Source organism: Streptomyces sp. NBC_01176, assembly GCF_045039825.1.
In the GTDB taxonomy this organism is placed as follows: Bacteria; Actinomycetota; Actinomycetes; order Streptomycetales; family Streptomycetaceae; genus Streptomyces.
The window spans coordinates 4,675,292-4,691,956 of the sequence record NZ_CP108600.1 but is presented as its reverse complement, the minus strand read 5'-3'; the positions used below and the strand labels follow the sequence as shown (position 1 = coordinate 4,691,956).

Genomic DNA, 16,665 nt, shown 5'->3' with positions numbered 1-16,665 from the left:
CTCCGTCTCTCCTCCCCGCACTCACGCTTTGCCGTGCTCCCGCCCGCCAGCGGCGGGGCGCGATTTGTATGCGCACCACGCCCCGCCGCCGACAGTCAGGCGACGCGCGTCCAGTACCGCATGGCAGCCCGTACCAACTCCTCCATGGCAGCGGCCAGCAGAGCCGTGACGACCGCGATCAGGGCCGCGGTCCCGTGCCCCACGAGGGAGGCGCCGAACACGGCCACGACGGTGATCACTACGAGCGGCACCACGGCCGCTCTGGCCCGGGGCGGGAGGGAACGTGCATGATGGACATCGACAGTCCTCACGAGGTTGTCCTTTCTGTCTCCGCACACTGTGCGGGGACGGTTGAGCCGCACCCCCTGCCGGGCCTGGAAACCATGCGGGGTGGTGCGGCGGTTCATGTGCCACACGCTGTTGCCCGCGGTGTCGCACTGGGAAAAGCACGCTTCCCCCCGTCCCACCGCGCACGAAGTCCGAGCCGCGCCCGACCCTCGATGACGTTAACCGTACATCCGCGAAGATAGCTTCGCAAGCACGTTCGGTCCAACTTCCCTTCGTTGATTGGAGAGTTGATCCCCCCCTGCCTGCGGGGCGCGGAAGGTTCACTGGTTGGCCGAGTCAGACGTCATGACGTTCGTCGGCGCATCCCATACGCAGCCCTGGAGATTGTCGGGTCCAGTTCGAAGGGCGCCCATGACTGCTGTCCCATCGCCCTCCCCTGCGCGCGGTGACTGGCGTCGTCAATACGTGTGTCCCGGATATCGTGGGGAAGTTACCGACAGGGGGTGGGGTTCGGATGAAGCAGGGTGATGCCGAGTACCTGTCCGCGCTGGACGAGACGATGGAAGTTTTGCGGCGCCGAGCACGAGAAGGCCGTACCGACGGTTGGTACAAGTCCCTTAGCGAAGAACTGAAGGCGAAGGGACACAAGGTCCACTACCGCGGCCCGATCATCAGCCTCCTGCTGGGTGACGCCTGCCGCCGGGACAGCCAGGGGCTTGAGCCGATGCTCTCGTCCATCGTGATCCTCAAGGCAACCCGCTGGCCCGCCGGCCAGTTCTTCGAGTGGGCCAAAGGGGTGCCGTTCCACCGGACGGCCGCGGAGTGGACCTGGGAGCAGGAGCGCGCTCGCGTCTTCGCGCGCTATCGCGAGCGCTGATCGATGCCGCTGCCGGAGTACCGCCGACGCGGCCTCGCGCAGCAGCCCAAGATCTGGCTCTCGCTAGCGAGCCGGTGAAACTCGCCGCCCCGGCCTCGCGCGTAGCCGAGATTGGATGGATGGTGAACGCGGTGCCGACCAAGCCCGATGCTGTCGAGCGCTTGGGTGAAACAGCTCTGCTGCAGGCTCGGCGTCCGGGACTCGGGCGCGATGAGAAGCTCGATGTCCACACCTTCGGTGTCGCGTGACCTGGCGGGAGCCCACGGTCATGGGGACTGGCCGATGGGCTCGGCGCAAGGAATCCGGGAGCCGCCTGGGAGGCGTATCCCGAACTCGGCTCCCAAACGGCTCCCGAAACGTCCCCCGGAACCACTCAGGGGCCCGACCCGCTGAGCGGATCAGGCCCCTGACCTGGTACTTCACTGTCGGGGTGGCGGGATTTGAACCCACGACCTCTTCGTCCCGAACGAAGCGCGCTGCCAAGCTGCGCTACACCCCGATTGTCGCTGCTTCTCGCGGCGACGTCGTTTACTTTAGCCCACCGGTGGCCGGAGACGAAATCCGGTTTTCGGGGCGTCGGCCGCCGCGTCGCAACGGGTCCGGGCGGAGGTGGTCCAGGGCGACGACGAGGAGGGCCAGGGCGTAGAAGGCGACGCCGAGGATCGCGGTGTTTCCGAGGATGCCGACGTATCCGTGCCGGTCGACGTCGACGAAGGGGTAGAGGTAGCGCTCCGTGGTGCCCGGCGGCAGCATCGCGCCACGGGTGAGGGAGAAGGCCAGGTAGGCAAGGGGGTAGACGAGCCAGGTGGCCGCGTAGCGCATCGCCAATGGGGCCGGGCGGGTCAGCAGGAGCCAGTCGATCACCACGGCGACCGGGGTCACGGTGTACAGGATCAGGTTCGCGAGGGCCTGCCAGCCGTTGAGCGAGGCGGTCTCGCCGGTCATCGAGAAGCCGCCGGGTCGGTTCGCCAGGTGCAGGTGATAGACCAGGCCCGTGATCAAGATGTAGAGGAGCGTGCCGCCCGTGAGGGCCGCGGGCAGCAGGCGGCGGGCCGTCCACGCGCGCCGGGCCGAGGCGGTGAACACTGCCGCCACCAGCAGGTTGCTCTGGATCGCGAAGTAGCTCAGCACGTGTGTCGGACTGCCCAGGTACAGGTCGATGGCGATGGCCGCCGCGGCCGCCAAGGCGACCAGGAGGCGGAAGGCCGCCACCAGCGGGCGGTACGCGGGCGCCACCACCGCTGTCGACGGGACGTTGTACGGGGCCAGTGCGGCGATACCCGGGATCGGCGGGAGGTCGGGTATGTCCTTGGGGATCGGGGCGATCATGCGCCCACGTTAAGTGGAGTGGATGAATCGGGCCATTTGGGGCATCTGGTTGAGTTACGGGCTCGTGGTTGTCGCGCTGCCCTCAAGTGTCCCCAGCGGCCAGCAGCCAGCAGTGCGTGGCGAGCCGTGTCTGGTCAGCTGTGCGTGGTCAACCGTGTGTGATCAGCCGATCGGGATCCATGGCCCGTGAGACGCGCGTGATCCGTGTGATCAAAGGTCCCGAGAACAGGCGCTCGCCATGGGCGAGCGCGCTCTCGAAGGCGAGCGCCAGTCCGTCCCATGGCTCATCATGACGAGCCGCGAGCCGCGAGCCGGCAGCCGAGATGAGGAGTTCCCGCCACGTGCTTCCGAGCCGCCCCGGACCCGGCGTGCCCGACGGGTCCGGGGCGGTCTCTGCGACTCTTCCGGCTACCCCCGCGCGGGAGCGCCCCGCAGCGCGCGGCTGCGGGGCGCATGGTGGGGCTTAGTCGACCATCTGCCCGTCGAACATGCCGCCCATGCAGGTGTTGGTCGCCCGATTGACTGTTCCGCCGCCCTGTTCGCACTCACCCGGGGTGAGGCTGGCGGCGGTGGCGGTGGCGGCGCCTGTGATGCCGAGTCCGGCGAGGGCTGCCGTGGCGATGACGGCGGCGAGGATTCGTCGAATGCGCATTTGGTTCCCCTTTCGCAGATTGCCTCAATCGGGGCACTAGTCAGCCTGGCGTTCACCCATGTGGGTGGCACGCCGTGCTGCGCCATTCGGGTGACATTGCTGGCGGGTGCGGGGTCGATGACGCGCCCCGTCAGACATGCCCTAGGAGTGCCCTAGGAGATCTCTGACGGTGCGGGTTACGTCGGGTTGTGACGGCTCCCGTGGGATGCGCTGTGCCGGGAAGGTGAGGTATCACAACTGCGGTTGCTGGAGGCGGTGCTGGACCCCGGTCCTGCCGCCTCGGGCTGGAGTGGCCAGTGCTGGACGCCGGCCAGTTCGCCGAGATCGTGCGCCGACGGCTCGGCGCCGAGTACACCTTGACGGGGCTTGGCCGGGCTGGACCTACTGCCGCACCGCACGGCTGGAGCGTGCAGGTGCCCTCCCGCAAGGCCGCAGAGCGCAACGAGGCGAAGATCGCCGTCTGGAAGGACGAGCAGTGGCCGTCATAAAGACGAGCAGTGGCCGTCATAAAAGGGGGGGGAGGACTTGGGCGCCTGGCTCTGCTTAGAGGACGAAGCCGGCCAAGGCCTGAGGCCGCCCAAGGCCGCACCTGGCGCCACCGGGGCCACCCATCGGTCGTGCGGGTCACCGCTCGGCTATGGCTGACCGCCTACTAGCTGCCCCTTACGCTCCCGAGTGCAACCCCGTCGAGCGCGTGTGGTCGCGCCTGAAGAGGTCGTCGGCCAACCTCACGAAACACAGCCAGCCGGTTGAAGATCTCTAGCGGCTCACCAGTGTCAGGAGCGACGCCTCGGGCGGGCACGTGAAACGTACCGGCGTGTAGCGGTTCGTGCCGCAGCCCGCCGAGACGTGCATGTACGACGTCCGCCCCTCCGCCGTATGCGTGGACAGGCCCTTCACACGGTCCGTGTCCAGGTCGCAGTTGGTGACGAAGGCGCCGTAGAAGGGGAGGCAGAGCTGGCCGCCGTGGGTGTGGCCGGCCAGGATCAGGGGATAGCCGTCCGCCGTGAACGCGTCGAGCGTGCGCAGGTAGGGCGCGTGGACCACGCCCAGGGAGAAGTCCGCCGACTCCGAGGGGCCGCCGGCCACGCGCGCGTAGCGGTCCCGCTTGATGTGCGGGTCGTCGAGACCGGTCAGCTCGATCTCGGAGCCCTCTATCTTCAGCATCCCCCGGGTGTTCGTCAGGTTCAGCCAGCCCGCCGTGTCGAAGCCGTCGCGCAGGTCCTCCCACGGGTTGTGGAGGGCGTGAACGGCCGGCTTGTTGCCGTTCAGACCGTGGCGGCCCTGGGCCTTCTCGAACAAGTACCGCGCCGGGTTGCGGAGTTTGGGACCGTAGTAGTCGTTCGAACCGAAGACGTACGCGCCGGGGAATTCCATCAAGGGGCCGAGAGCGTCCAGGACTTCGGGGACGCCCTCCGGGTCGGAGAGGTTGTCCCCGGTGTTGATGACGAAGTCCGGGCGCAGGCCGGCCAGGGAGCGCAGCCAGCGCTGCTTCTTGCGCTGCCCGCTCACCATGTGGATGTCGGAGACCTGGAGGAGACGCAGGGGTCGCATGCCCGGTGGCAGGACCGGGACCGTCACCCGCCGGAGGCGGAACGAGCGGGCCTCGAAGCCTGCCGAGTACAACAGTCCGGCGGCGCCCACCGCCGTGATTCCCAGGGGTACTCCGTATCGTGCGCGCATACGTCCATCGTGTCAGACCCGGGCGGCTTCGCGTCCCCGCCTGTGGACAACCCCGGCACCGGCAACCGGAGACCGATGATCCGCCCCGGCACCGGAGGGCCGCCCCGAAACGGCGGCCGGAGCCGGCAACCCGACACCGGCGCCGAAATCAGCAGGCGACCGCCTCACCACACCTGCGACAATCGTCGGCATGACCACGCTCAAGTCGAAGCTGCAGGAAGACCTCAACGCCGCCATCAAGGAGCGCGACGAGCTCCGCTCCGCCACGCTCCGGCTGACCCTCTCCGCGATCACCAAGGAGGAGGTCGCCGGCAAGACGAAGCGCGAGCTCTCCGACGACGAAGTACAGAAGGTGATCACCCGCGAGGCGAAGAAGCGCCGTGAGGCCGCGGACGCCTTCGCGCAGGGTGGTCGGCCCGAGTCGGCCGAGCGGGAGAAGGCGGAGGGCGAGATCCTCGCCACGTACCTGCCCAAGCAGCTCTCCGACGAGGAGCTCCACCAGATCGTCGGACAGGCCGTCGACGAGGCCAGGGCGGCGGGCGCCGAGGGGCCGCGTGCCATGGGTCAGGTCATGAAGATCGTCAACCCCAAGGTCGCGGGCCTGGCCGAGGGTGGGCGGGTCGCCGCCGTGGTCAAGAAGCTGCTCGCCGGCTGAGGCCTCCACGCCGAGAGGGACGTCACCGCGGTGACGTCCCTCTTCAAGCGTGTCCTCTTCCGGTCTAGTTCCGGTCAAGGGTGTCCTTTTCCGGAGTGTCCTTCGCCTTCGGCCGACCGGCCGACCCGCCGACTCGCCTTCCGCCGGCCGGTGGACTCGCCTCCGGCCGGCCGAAGGCCTGGCGGGGGACCTACCCGTGGCGGCGGCCCCCGGTGCCGTTCTGCCCCTGGATGAAGCCCTCTGGGACCGAGAACGAAGGCGTCGGCAACTTGCCGCCGTTCCCGTTGCTGCCGTTGTTCCCGCTGATGGTGTTGCCGTCGTGGCCGCCGTTGTCGCCCCAGCCGGGTCCGTCGCCGCCGTCATCGCCGCCGTCGTCGCCGTGGTCCCTGTCGTCCCGCTCCGGATCGGGGATGTCGATCAGGTTGAACGAGGGGGAGTCCTTGCCCACGAGGGCGCCCGTCATGGCGTCCTTCCAGATCGGGCCCGGCACCTCGCCGCCGTAGACGAGGGAGTGGTAGACGCCGCCGATGTTGATGTTCGTCATCTTGACGTTCTGCTTGGGGCTGCCGACCCACACCGCGCCCGCCAGGTTCGGGGTGTAGCCGACGAACCAGGCGTTGCGCCGCTCGTCCGTCGTACCCGTCTTACCGGCGTTGTCCCGGTCCGTCAGACCGGCCTGCTGACCGGTACCGGAGTCGATCACACCGCTGAGCAGGGTGTTGACGGTGTCCGCGGTCTTCTCGGACATGGCCCGCGTGCAGGTCGACTTCGGTACTTCCATCGACTTCTGCTTGCCGTCCACCTGCTGGGTGATCGACTCGATGGCGATCGGCGTGCAGTACATGCCCCGCGACGCGAAGGTGGCGTACGCGCTCGCCATGGTCAGCGGGGCGATCCCCTTGGAGCCGAGGGTGATGGCGGGCACCTCGGGCAGCTTGTCGCCGTTGCCCTGCACGACGTGCAGCTTGTCGGTCAGCTTCACCACCGGGCAGATCCCGATGTCCGAGATCATCTGCACGAAGTAGGTGTTGACCGACTTGGCCATCGCCGTCTTCAGCGGGTACGGGCCCTTCTCCGATTCGCTCTCGTTCGAGAGCGTCTCGTTCTGCTGGTTGGTCCAGGGCTTGCTGCCGCACGTCTGGACGGGGCTGGGGTAGGACATCTTGTACGGCGCGGAGTACTCCTGCGTCGCCGGCCGGCCCTCCTCCAGCGCGGCGGCGGCCACGAACGGCTTGAAGGTCGAACCGGTCGGGAAGCCGAAGTTCGAACCGCCCATGTCCCGGTCGACCGAGTAGTTGTACTCCGTCTCGTTCTTCCCGTAGCCGTACGGCCTCGACTGGCCCATGCCGACGATCTTGCCGGTCCCGGGCTCGACCAGCGTGGCCGCCGTGGCGACCGAGTCCGACTTGTTGACGTGGGACTTGATCGAGTCCTGCACCGCCTTCTGGGACTGCGGGTCGAGCGTCGTACGGATGGTCAGGCCGCCCTGGTTCCAGACCTTGGCCCGGTCCTCCTTGGTCTTGCCGAAGACCGGGTCGCTGAGGAACACGTTCTCCACGTACCGGCAGAAGAAGCTCGCGCCCTTGACCGCCGTGATGCAGCCGTTCTTCGGCTGGCTGACCTTCAGGTCCAGCTTGGCCTTCTGGGCCGCGTCGGCCTCCTGCGGGGAGATGTCGTGCACCTCGGCCATGCGCTGCAGGACGGTGTTGCGGCGCTTGATGGCCTCGGCCTCGTCGTTGACCGGGTCGTACCGGCTGGGCGACTGGACGATGCCCGCGAGCAGCGCCGACTGCTGGAGGTTCAGGTCCTTGGCGGGCTTGGAGAAGTAGCGCTGGGCGGCGGCCTCGACGCCGTAGGCCTGCTCGCCGAAGAACGTGATGTTCAGGTAGTTCTCGAGGATCTTCTTCTTGCCGAGCTTCTCTTCCAGCTGGATCGCGTACTTGAGCTCGCGGATCTTGCGGCCGAGCGTCTGCTGGGTGGCCTGGGCGACCTTCGTCGGGTCGTCGCCGGCCTCTTCCACGAAGTAGTTCTTCACCAGTTGCTGGGTGAGCGTGGAGGCGCCCTGGGCCACTCCGCCGTTCTGGGCGTTCTGGTTCAGGGCGCGCAGGATGCCCTTCAGGTCGACCGCTCCGTGCTGGTAGAAGCGGGAGTCCTCGATGGCGACGATCGCCTTCTGCATGTACGGCGAGATGTTCTTGAGGTCGACCACCGTGCGGTCGCGCGAGTAGACCGTCGCGATCTGACCGCCCTGGTTGTCCAGGATGGTGGTGCGCTGACTCAGCGCGGGACTCTTCAAGTTGTCGGGGATCTCGTCGAATCCCTGGACGGAACCCTTGGCCGCGAGGCCCAGCGCGCCCGCGGCGGGCAACGCGATTCCGGCCATGACTGCTCCGGCGAGCACGCTGACACCGAGGAACTTGGCGGCCTGCTGCGTGGGCGACAGACCACCGCCCGAGAGCTTCTTTGGCATGAGGGCAGCCTACGTTCTCATTCGCCGGACACGCGTATATGCCTTGGCCTAAGCTGCTCTCAACTGTCACAGCAGTGCGGCCACGTATCAATACGTCCGGCGACCCCGAATCGTTCCGGAGGTTCCCCAACTTTTTGGGGAGGTCGTGTCCGAATCAGCCTCATGCGTCACCAGGCGTCCGTTGTGACTCAACTGAACTGTCCCGCTTTGCCGGGATACTCACGTATGTCCCCAGGTCACTCCCCCGGGTGATCTGCCGCTTACGCATAGTCCGTTCGGGCCATTCAAGATTGGGCCCGAAGGGGGTGTTGCGCTGTGCCCACCTTCCGTAACGTCCTCAACTGGCGGCGGTGAATATGCCGCTGCCGCCGTGGGGGAGCCTCGATTCGGGAGAGGACGGCGCCGGTATGGGCTGGGTAACCGACTGGAGTGCGCAGGCGGCCTGCCGCACTACCGATCCGGATGAACTGTTCGTTCAAGGAGCAGCGCAGAACCGGGCGAAGGCAGTGTGCACCGGATGTCCGGTACGCACGGAGTGCCTCGCCGATGCGCTCGACAACCGCGTCGAATTCGGCGTGTGGGGTGGCATGACGGAGCGGGAGCGTCGCGCACTGCTGCGCAGGCGTCCCACCGTCACCTCGTGGCGTCGCCTGCTGGAGACCGCGCGTACGGAGTACGAGCGCGGCGCGGGCCTGCTGCCCCTCGACGAGGAAGAGGTGTACGAGCGTTACGCGGCGGTGGGCTGAGGGTTTCCCTCGGACCACGGCTCCCGGCCACTCGGGGCGCCCTTGCGTGGCGCCCAGGGCCCGTACGGCGTCCATGGGGTCGGTTGACCCGTGAGCCGCACGGCACCTCATGGGCCGGCATGGGTGACAGGCGACATCAGGCGACATCAGAAGGTCACACGGGCCGCCGGGAGGCGGCCCCATGGACCCAGCACAGCGGACCCGTAGCGGGCGTGGACCCGTGCCGGGAGGCCGCGGCGTCGGTCAGACACCGGGCCCGGGCAGCTCCGGCCGATTGGCCGCGAGCCGTTCCCCGATGTTCCGCAACCCCGCGAGGTCGTGCACGTCGCCGGGCAGTGCGGCCACTTCGGCCACGGCCACCTCGGGGTGACGCGCGGCGAAGCGGTCACGGGTGCGCTGCTCGCGGGAGAGCAGCTGCATGCGCTCGGCATGCAGCCTCAGCAGATCTGCGGTGAACTGTTCGACGGTCCGGTCGGTGGCGGTCCGGCCGGTGACGGTCCGGTCGGTGTCCGTGGCGGCGGGGGAGCCTTCGCCGGAGCCGTCGGGAGATTCTGGATCTTCGGGAGCTTCGGGAACCGATGACGCGGAAGCGGAGGATTCTGAACTACCGTACGTGTCGGGAGAGTTACGAAGTCCAGCTTTCCCGCGCTCCTGATCCACAATGCGGGCCCCGTCAAGATTTTCTGCAGCCTTGGGGTCAAGATCTTCCGCAGTGTCGGGACCAGTGTCGGGACCAGGGTCGGAATCAGCCTCGGGATCAAGATCCTCGGCTGCCGCGGCGTCGAGGTTCTCCGCGGCCGCGAGTGCCCGTTCGGCGGACAGCTGGGCAGCGCCGCTGCCGTGCACCCGGTTGAGCACCAGGCCGGCGAACGGCATGTCCTCGGCGGCCAGCCGCTCGACGAAGTACGCCGCCTCCCGCAGCGCGTCCCGCTCCGGGGCCGCCACCACCAGGAACGCCGTGCCGGGCGCCTGGAGCAGCTTGTACGTGGCGTCCGCGCGGGTACGGAAGCCGCCGAACGTGGTGTCCATCGCCGCCACGAAGGTCTGCATGTCCTTGAGGAGTTGTCCCCCCAGGAGCTTGCCCAGGGTGCCGGTCATCATCGACATCCCGACGTTCAGGAACTTCATCCCCGCGCGGCCGCCCAGCTTCGCCGGGGCGGTGAGAAGCCGGATCAGCCTGCCGTCCAGGAAGGAACCGAGCCGCTTGGGGGCGTCCAGGAAGTCCAGCGCGGAGCGGGACGGCGGTGTGTCGACGACGATCAGGTCCCACTCGTCCCGTGCCCGCAGCTGGCCGAGCTTCTCCATCGCCATGTACTCCTGCGTGCCCGCGAAGCCCGCCGAAAGCGACTGGTAGAAGGGGTTGCTCAGGATCGCGGCGGCCCGCTCGCCGTCCGCGTGCGCCTCGACGATCTCGTCGAAGGTGCGCTTCATGTCGAGCATCATGGCGTGCAGTTCGCCGCCCGCGGAGTCGTCGATGCCCTTCACCCGGCGGGGGATGTTGTCCAGCGAGTCGATGCCCATCGACTGGGCGAGCCGGCGCGCCGGGTCGATCGTGAGGACGACCACCTTGCGGCCCCGCTCGGCCGCGCGCAGCCCCAGGGCGGCCGCCGTGGTCGTCTTGCCGACGCCTCCCGACCCGCAGCACACCACGATGCGGGTCCCGGGGTCGTCGAGCAGCGGATCGACGTCCAGGACACGGGCGGAGCCGATTCCGCGGACCGGGTCCTGTTTCCGGCCCTGATCGTGCTTCCGGGCCGGGTCGTGCGTTCGGGCGGAGTCGCCGCTGCCGGCGGAGTCGCCGGTGTGGGCGGAGTCGTGGGCGCGGGCCGGGTCCGGACTCATGAGATCCCTTGCTGACGCAGTTCCTTGGCCAGTTGGTACAGGCCCGCCAGGTCCATTCCCTCGGCGAGCAACGGGAGCTCGTGCAGCGGCAGGTCCTGGTCGGTGAGGACGGCCCGCTGCTCGCGCTCCAGGGTGTGCCGCTCGGCGTACTCCTCCGCCTGCTCCAGGAGGGGGTCGACGAGCCGCTCGGCGTTCCCACCGCGGCGGGCACCGCCCAGCCCGGCGGCGGAGAGCGACTTGGCGATGGCACCGCGCGCCACGGCGCCCGTGAGCTCCAGGTCGACGTCGTCGAGGAGCGCGGGCCGCACCATGTTCACGATGATCCGCCCGACCGGCAGCTGCGCCGTCCGCAGCTCGGCGATGCCGTCCGCGGTCTCCTGGACGGGCATCTCCTCGAGCAGCGTCACCAAGTGCACCGCCGTCTCCGGAGACTTGAGGACGCGCATCACGGCCTGAGCCTGATTGTGTATCGGCCCGATCTTGGCGAGCCCCGCGACCTCGTTGTTGACGTTCAGGAAGCGCGTGATCCGCCCCGTGGGCGGCGCGTCCATGATGACGTAGTCGTAGGCGAACCGTCCGCTCTTGTCCTTTCTGCGCACGGCCTCGCACGCCTTCCCCGTCAGGAGCACGTCTCTGACACCGGGCGCGATGGTGGTCGCGAAGTCGATGGCGCCGAGCTTCTTCAGGGCCCGTCCGGCACTCCCCAGTTTGTAGAACATCTGGAGGTAGTCCAGGAGGGCCAGTTCGGGGTCTATGGCGAGGGCGTACACCTCCCCGCCCCCCGGAGCGACGGCGATCTTCCGCTCCTCGTAGGGCAGCGCTTCTGTCTCGAAGAGCTGCGCGATGCCCTGTCTGCCCTCGACCTCGACGAGGAGGGTGCGCTTGCCCTCTGTAGCGAGGGCGAGCGCGAGGGCCGCGGCTACCGTGGTCTTGCCGGTACCGCCCTTGCCGCTGACGACCTGGAGCCTGCTCACGTCTTCGAGCCTAACCAGTCCGCCGCCGGAGTACGCAGGAGGCTGTGGACAACGTGCGCGCGAGGCCCTCCGCGGCAACGGCTACAGTCGGCCACATGACCAAGTGGGAATACGCAACCGTGCCGCTGCTCGTCCATGCCACGAAGCAGATTCTGGACACCTGGGGCGAGGACGGCTGGGAGCTTGTCCAGGTCGTGCCCGGGCCGAACAACCCCGAGCAGCTGGTGGCCTACCTGAAGCGCGAGAGGTCGGCATGAGCGGCGCCGTCGAGTCGAAGCTCGCGGAGCTCGGGCTGACCCTGCCGGACGTCGTCCCGCCGCTGGCCGCGTACCAGCCGGCCGTGCGGTCCGGTGTGTACGTGTACACGTCCGGCCAGCTCCCGATGGTGGACGGCAAGCTTCCGGTGACCGGCAAGGTGGGCGCGGAGGTCACGGCCGAGGAGGCCAAGGACCTGGCCCGCATCTGTGCGCTGAACGCGTTGGCCGCGGTCAAGTCGGTCGCGGGCGACCTGGACCGTGTCGCGCGGGTCGTGAAGGTCGTCGGCTTCGTGGCCTCGGCCTCCGACTTCATCGGTCAGCCCGGTGTGGTGAACGGGGCCAGTGAGCTGCTCGGCGCGGTTCTCGGCGACAAGGGTGTGCACGCGCGCAGTGCCGTCGGGGTGGCGGTGCTGCCGCTGGACGCGCCGGTGGAGGTCGAGATCCAGGTGGAGCTGACCGAGGCGTAGGCCCTCCGGGCGGACGGGGGCGGGTTGTGCCCTGGGCCCAGGGTTCCTCGCCCGCGCCGCCCGCATGTCCTGTCCCCTGGGGGCTCCGCCCTCAGCCCCCCGTTCGGCCTGGAGATGCGGGCCCGCGCTGGAGGTGCGAGCCCACGCTGATGGGTCGTCCTCGAAGGCCGGCGCCCAGGGTCACGCATTTCAGCCCGTCCGCGTTCGAGGACGAGCTTTTCGGGCGAGGCGGGGGTCTGGGGCGGAGCCCCCAGGGATGGGGCGGGTAGGGGCGGCGGGGGCGGAGAAACTCCCCCTCGGCCCGGTGGTCGTCCCTTGAACGACCGGGGCCCCTCGAACATTCGCCCGGCTCGGGATAGCCTCCGGCCATGGCGAATGGGCAGTGGTATCCACCGGAATGGCCCGAGCGGATCCGCGCGCTCGCGGAGGGCACGCTGACACCGGTGCCCCCCAGGCGGGCCGCCACCGTCATGCTGCTCAAGGACACTGACGCCACCCCCGTCGTGCACATGCTGCGCAGACGCACCACCATGGCCTTCGCCGGAGGCGCGTACGCGTATCCGGGCGGCGGCGTGGACCCTCGCGACGACGATCACCACATCCGCTGGGCGGGCCCCACGCGCGCGTGGTGGGCCGACAGGCTCGGAGTCGACGAGACGTCCGCCCAGGCCGTCGTCTGTGCCGCGGTCCGCGAGACGTACGAGGAGGCAGGCGTCCTCCTGGCCGGCCCCACGCCGGACACGGTGGTCGGCGACACCACCGGCGACGAGTGGGAGGCGGACCGCGCCGCCCTGGTCGCCCGGGACCTCTCCTTCGCCGAGTTCCTCGACCGCCGGGGCCTGGTCCTCAGATCCGACCTGCTGGGCGTCTGGACCCGCTGGATCACCCCGGAGTTCGAGACCCGTCGCTACGACACCTGGTTCTTCGTCGCCGCTCTCCCGGACGGGCAGCGCACCCGCAACGCCTCCACGGAGGCCGACCGCACCGTGTGGATCCGCCCCGCGGACGCGGCGGACGGATACGACAAGGGCGAGCTCCTGATGATGCCGCCCACCGTCGCGACCCTGCGCCAGCTGATCCCGTACGACAGCGCGGCCGACGTCCTCGCCGCCGCGCCCGCCCGCGATCTGACGCCCGTCCTGGCCAGGGCCCGTCTGGAGAACGGCGAAGTGGTCCTCGCCTGGCCCGGTCACGACGAGTTCACCAAGCACGTCCCCACCGGAGGAGCCCCGGCATGACCGACGCCGCCGCCCTCCCCGGCCAGCCGCGAGGCGGGACCCTCTCCGGCCCCGCCACCCCGCGCGCCGTGAACGTGCTGGCCCCCAACGCGTCCGCGATGACGCTGGACGGCACCAACACCTGGATCGTCTCGGAGCCGGACTCCGAACTCGCGGTGGTGATCGACCCCGGCCCGCTGGACGACGCACACCTGCGCGCCGTCGTCGACACGGCCGAGAAGTCCGGGAAGCGGGTCGCGCTGACCCTGCTGACGCACGGGCACCCCGATCACGCCGAGGGCGCCGCGTCGTTCGCCGAGCTGACGGGGACGAAGGTGCGGGCGCTGGACCCGGCGCTGCGGCTCGGGGACGAGGGACTGGCGCACGGCGACGTCGTCAGCGTGGGCGGTCTCGAACTGCGCGTGGTCCCGACCCCCGGGCACACCGCCGACTCGCTGTGCTTCCATCTCCCGGCCGATCGGGCCGTCCTGACGGGTGACACCATCCTCGGCCGCGGTACGACCGTCGTGGCCCACCCTGACGGCCGCCTGGGCGACTATCTCGACTCGCTGCGGCGGCTGCGCTCGCTCGCGGTCGACGACGGCGTGCACACGGTCCTGCCCGGGCACGGGCCCGTGCTCGAGGACGCCCAGGGTGCCGTCGAGTTCTACCTCGCCCACCGGGCCCATCGCCTCGCCCAGGTCGAGACGGCGGTCGAGAACGGTTACAGGTCGCCGCAGCAGGTCGTCGCGCACGTCTACGCGGACGTGGACCGTTCACTGTGGCCCGCCGCCGAACTCTCCGTCCGGGCGCAGATGGACTACCTGAGGGAGCACGGGCTGATCTAGGCCGGTCCGCCGTGGGCCCGTCCGCGCCGGTCGGCCGTGGCCTGATCCGGCGGTCGGAGGATCGTTGCTTCTGCCCGCGGGACCAGACGCACATGGGGCCCCGCCGTACGGCAGGGCCCCATGGGTTCACTCACGTTCGAACGGCAAGGCGGTCAGCGGGACCGCTTCGCGAGGCGCTCCACGTCCAGCAGGATCACCGCGCGGGCCTCCAGGCGCAGCCAGCCGCGGCCCGCGAAGTCGGCGAGCGCCTTGTTGACCGTCTCGCGGGACGCGCCGACCAGTTGGGCCAGCTCCTCCTGCGTCAGGTCGTGGACGACGTGGATGCCCTCCTCCGACTGCACGCCGAAGCGGCGGGAGAGGTCCAGGAGCGCGCGGGCGACCCGGCCGGGCACGTCCGAGAAGACCAGGTCGGACATCTGGTCGTTGGTCTTGCGCAGGCGGCGGGCGACGGCGCGCAGCAGGGCGGCGGCCACCTCGGGCCGCGCGTTCAGCCAGGGCTGGAGGTCGCCGTGGCCGAGGCCCAGCAGCTTGACCTCGGTCAGCGCGGAGGCGGTCGCCGTGCGCGGGCCCGGGTCGAACAGCGACAGCTCGCCGATCAGCTCACCGGGGCCGAGGACGGCCAGCATGTTCTCCCGGCCGTCGGGGGAGGTGCGATGGAGCTTCACCTTGCCCTCGGTGACCACGTAGAGGCGGTCCCCGGGGTCGCCCTCGTGGAAGAGAGCGTCGCCGCGTGCGAGCGTCACCTCACTCATGGAGGCGCGGAGCTCCGCGGCCTGCTCGTCATCGAGCGCCGCGAAGAGCGGGGCGCGCCGCAGAACGTCGTCCACGAGTTCTCTCCTTGTCGACCTGCTCAGGGGATCTTGCTCCCCCGTGGTACCAGGGGAGCGTGTTCCCCATCTTGCTGGACAGTCCAAACAGTGTGATCAGTCACAAGTCTGCCGTACGGGCGTCGCGGGCAGTGCGGCAGGGGGCCAATTGGAGGCTGATCTTCTGGGTCCGGGGCGGATGTCGGTGCTGGGCTCTACGCTGGCCGGGTGTCCAAATCGCCGGTAGAGCACAGGCCAAGGGGGCTGGGCGGATGGTTGTACGTCGCGATTCCGCTGTGGGCGAACAGGGCCCCGATGGAAGCACGAAATCGACAAAAGTGACAGATCCGGCGCCGGTGAAACCGACGTTGAAGAAGGCCGCCAAAAAGGCGACAGCCACGACGAAGAAGGCGACCGCAACGGTCAAGAAGGTGACGGCGACGACCAAGAAGGCCACATCCTCGAAGGGCGAGGCGGAGAAGACGGCTGTCGTGAAGAAGACGGCCGCGGTGAAGAAGACGGCCGCGGTGAAGAAGACGGCTCCCGGCAAGGCCGTCGCCAAGAAGGCGGCTGCCGCCAAGAAGCCTCTCGTCGCCGAGCCGTCCACCGCCCTCGTCCGCAGAGCCCGCCGTATCAACCGCGAACTCGCCGAGGTGTACCCGTACGCCCACCCGGAACTGGATTTCGAGAACGCCTTCCAGCTGGTCGTCGCCACGGTCCTGTCGGCGCAGACGACCGACCTGCGGGTGAACCAGACCACCCCGGCGCTCTTCGCCAAGTACCCCACCCCCGAGGATCTCGCCGCCGCGAACCCCGAGGAGGTCGAGGAGATCCTGCGGCCGACGGGCTTCTTCCGGGCCAAGACCAAGTCGGTGATAGGGCTCTCCAAGGCGTTGGCGGAGGAGTTCGGGGGCGAGGTCCCCGGCCGTCTCGAAGACCTCGTCAAACTGCCCGGCGTGGGGCGCAAAACGGCCTTCGTGGTGCTCGGGAACGCCTTCGGACGCCCCGGCATCACCGTGGACACCCATTTCCAGCGGCTCGTACGCCGCTGGCAGTGGACCGACGAGACGGAGCCCGACAAGATCGAGGCCGCCGTCGGCGCGCTCTTCCCGAAGAGCGAGTGGACGATGCTCTCCCACCACGTGATCTTCCACGGCCGCCGTATCTGTCACGCCCGCAGGCCCGCGTGCGGCGCGTGCCCCATCGCCCCGCTCTGCCCGGCGTACGGGGAGGGCGAGACGGACCCGGAGAAGGCGCGCAAGCTTCTGAAGTACGAGAAGGGCGGCTACCCCGGTCAGCGGCTCAACCCCCCGCAGGCCTACCTCGACGCGGGCGGCATTCCGGCACCCCCGCTGGGCGCCGGATGACGGCGGGCGCGGACATCGGCCGGTACGGGGAGAACGGAACGGGGGTGGCGGTGAAGCACGCGAGCGACACGCACAGCAGGCACATGGAGACCCACGACATCGACAGGTACGACGAGTCCGGCACCGACGGCACGCGCGGCGACGGCACGCGCGGCGAGCCCGGCGCGCGCGGCCGGTTCGACGGAAC

Annotated in this window: 18 protein-coding genes and 1 tRNA gene; 10 read left to right on the top strand and 9 right to left on the bottom strand. The window is 69.3% G+C overall.

Annotated elements, in window-relative coordinates; all coding sequences use genetic code 11:
• Positions 1-95: 95 nt before the first annotated feature.
• Positions 96-311 (bottom strand): hypothetical protein, encoded by a 216-nt coding sequence (locus tag OG199_RS20130; protein ID WP_405830606.1) that lies wholly within the window; start codon positions 309-311, stop codon positions 96-98.
• 491 nt (positions 312-802) lie between these two features.
• Between OG199_RS20130 and OG199_RS20125 the strand changes: the two genes are divergently transcribed.
• Together OG199_RS20125 and OG199_RS20120 are read left to right on the top strand one after the other, a co-directional pair.
• On the top strand, positions 803-1,165 hold the full coding sequence (locus tag OG199_RS20125) for a hypothetical protein (protein ID WP_405830604.1): 363 nt from the start codon (positions 803-805) through the stop codon (positions 1,163-1,165).
• A gap of 119 nt (positions 1,166-1,284) precedes the next feature.
• Positions 1,285-1,413 carry a hypothetical protein gene (locus OG199_RS20120; RefSeq protein ID WP_399375469.1) on the top strand — a complete coding sequence of 43 codons (129 nt, stop codon included), beginning with the start codon at positions 1,285-1,287 and terminating at the stop codon, positions 1,411-1,413.
• Positions 1,414-1,590: 177 nt separating this feature from the next.
• On the opposite strand, the gene OG199_RS20115 is transcribed toward OG199_RS20120, so the two are convergent.
• The 3 genes from OG199_RS20115 to OG199_RS20105 all read right to left on the bottom strand — a co-directional run bounded on the left by OG199_RS20115 (position 1,591) and on the right by OG199_RS20105 (position 3,146).
• Positions 1,591-1,664 (bottom strand) — tRNA-Pro (locus tag OG199_RS20115).
• 29 nt (positions 1,665-1,693) lie between these two features.
• Positions 1,694-2,494, bottom strand: coding sequence for a Pr6Pr family membrane protein (locus OG199_RS20110; RefSeq protein ID WP_405830602.1), 801 nt, complete (start codon positions 2,492-2,494; stop codon positions 1,694-1,696).
• 463 nt (positions 2,495-2,957) lie between these two features.
• Positions 2,958-3,146 (bottom strand): hypothetical protein, encoded by a 189-nt coding sequence (locus OG199_RS20105; protein WP_405830601.1) that lies wholly within the window; start codon positions 3,144-3,146, stop codon positions 2,958-2,960.
• 296 nt (positions 3,147-3,442) lie between these two features.
• Between OG199_RS20105 and OG199_RS20100 the strand changes: the two genes are divergently transcribed.
• Complete coding sequence (locus tag OG199_RS20100) at positions 3,443-3,634, top strand: winged helix-turn-helix domain-containing protein (RefSeq protein ID WP_405830599.1); 192 nt, start codon at positions 3,443-3,445, stop codon at positions 3,632-3,634.
• Between the two features lie 271 nt (positions 3,635-3,905).
• On the opposite strand, the gene OG199_RS20095 is transcribed toward OG199_RS20100, so the two are convergent.
• On the bottom strand, positions 3,906-4,829 hold the full coding sequence (locus tag OG199_RS20095; RefSeq protein ID WP_405830597.1) for a metallophosphoesterase: 924 nt from the start codon (positions 4,827-4,829) through the stop codon (positions 3,906-3,908).
• Positions 4,830-5,019: 190 nt separating this feature from the next.
• On the opposite strand from OG199_RS20095, the gene OG199_RS20090 reads away from it, so the two are divergent.
• Complete coding sequence (locus OG199_RS20090) at positions 5,020-5,484, top strand: GatB/YqeY domain-containing protein (protein WP_356798425.1); 465 nt, start codon at positions 5,020-5,022, stop codon at positions 5,482-5,484.
• Positions 5,485-5,674: 190 nt separating this feature from the next.
• Here the strand turns inward: OG199_RS20090 and OG199_RS20085 are convergent, their stop codons facing one another.
• Positions 5,675-7,954: a transglycosylase domain-containing protein gene (locus OG199_RS20085; RefSeq protein ID WP_405830595.1), complete on the bottom strand. Its 2,280-nt coding sequence runs from the start codon at positions 7,952-7,954 to the stop codon at positions 5,675-5,677.
• A 407-nt stretch (positions 7,955-8,361) separates the two neighbouring features.
• On the opposite strand from OG199_RS20085, the gene wblA reads away from it, so the two are divergent.
• On the top strand, positions 8,362-8,700 hold the full coding sequence (wblA, locus tag OG199_RS20080) for a transcriptional regulator WblA (RefSeq protein WP_028799159.1): 339 nt from the start codon (positions 8,362-8,364) through the stop codon (positions 8,698-8,700).
• A 243-nt stretch (positions 8,701-8,943) separates the two neighbouring features.
• Here the strand turns inward: wblA and OG199_RS20075 are convergent, their stop codons facing one another.
• Together OG199_RS20075 and OG199_RS20070 are read right to left on the bottom strand one after the other, a co-directional pair.
• Positions 8,944-10,542 carry an ArsA family ATPase gene (locus OG199_RS20075; protein WP_405830593.1) on the bottom strand — a complete coding sequence of 533 codons (1,599 nt, stop codon included), beginning with the start codon at positions 10,540-10,542 and terminating at the stop codon, positions 8,944-8,946.
• On the bottom strand, positions 10,539-11,516 hold the full coding sequence (locus OG199_RS20070) for an ArsA-related P-loop ATPase (RefSeq protein ID WP_356798431.1): 978 nt from the start codon (positions 11,514-11,516) through the stop codon (positions 10,539-10,541). The genes OG199_RS20075 and OG199_RS20070 overlap by 4 nt, the downstream gene beginning before the upstream one ends.
• Positions 11,517-11,611: 95 nt before the next feature.
• On the opposite strand from OG199_RS20070, the gene OG199_RS20065 reads away from it, so the two are divergent.
• The 4 genes from OG199_RS20065 to OG199_RS20050 all read left to right on the top strand — a co-directional run bounded on the left by OG199_RS20065 (position 11,612) and on the right by OG199_RS20050 (position 14,305).
• A complete protein-coding gene (locus OG199_RS20065; RefSeq protein WP_143608830.1) occupies positions 11,612-11,773 on the top strand; it encodes a DUF4177 domain-containing protein in 162 nt (53 codons plus the stop codon).
• A complete protein-coding gene (locus OG199_RS20060; RefSeq protein WP_168529268.1) occupies positions 11,770-12,240 on the top strand; it encodes a RidA family protein in 471 nt (156 codons plus the stop codon). The genes OG199_RS20065 and OG199_RS20060 overlap by 4 nt, the downstream gene beginning before the upstream one ends.
• 368 nt (positions 12,241-12,608) lie before the next feature.
• Positions 12,609-13,478 (top strand): NUDIX domain-containing protein, encoded by an 870-nt coding sequence (locus OG199_RS20055; protein WP_266700520.1) that lies wholly within the window; start codon positions 12,609-12,611, stop codon positions 13,476-13,478.
• Positions 13,475-14,305: an MBL fold metallo-hydrolase gene (locus OG199_RS20050; protein WP_356798436.1), complete on the top strand. Its 831-nt coding sequence runs from the start codon at positions 13,475-13,477 to the stop codon at positions 14,303-14,305. The genes OG199_RS20055 and OG199_RS20050 overlap by 4 nt, the downstream gene beginning before the upstream one ends.
• A gap of 152 nt (positions 14,306-14,457) precedes the next feature.
• Here the strand turns inward: OG199_RS20050 and OG199_RS20045 are convergent, their stop codons facing one another.
• Positions 14,458-15,132 (bottom strand): Crp/Fnr family transcriptional regulator, encoded by a 675-nt coding sequence (locus OG199_RS20045; protein ID WP_016642758.1) that lies wholly within the window; start codon positions 15,130-15,132, stop codon positions 14,458-14,460.
• A gap of 251 nt (positions 15,133-15,383) precedes the next feature.
• On the opposite strand from OG199_RS20045, the gene nth reads away from it, so the two are divergent.
• Positions 15,384-16,478, top strand: a complete 1,095-nt coding sequence (nth, locus tag OG199_RS20040) for an endonuclease III (protein ID WP_405830589.1) — start codon at positions 15,384-15,386, stop codon at positions 16,476-16,478.
• The last annotated feature ends 187 nt before the right edge of the window (positions 16,479-16,665 follow it).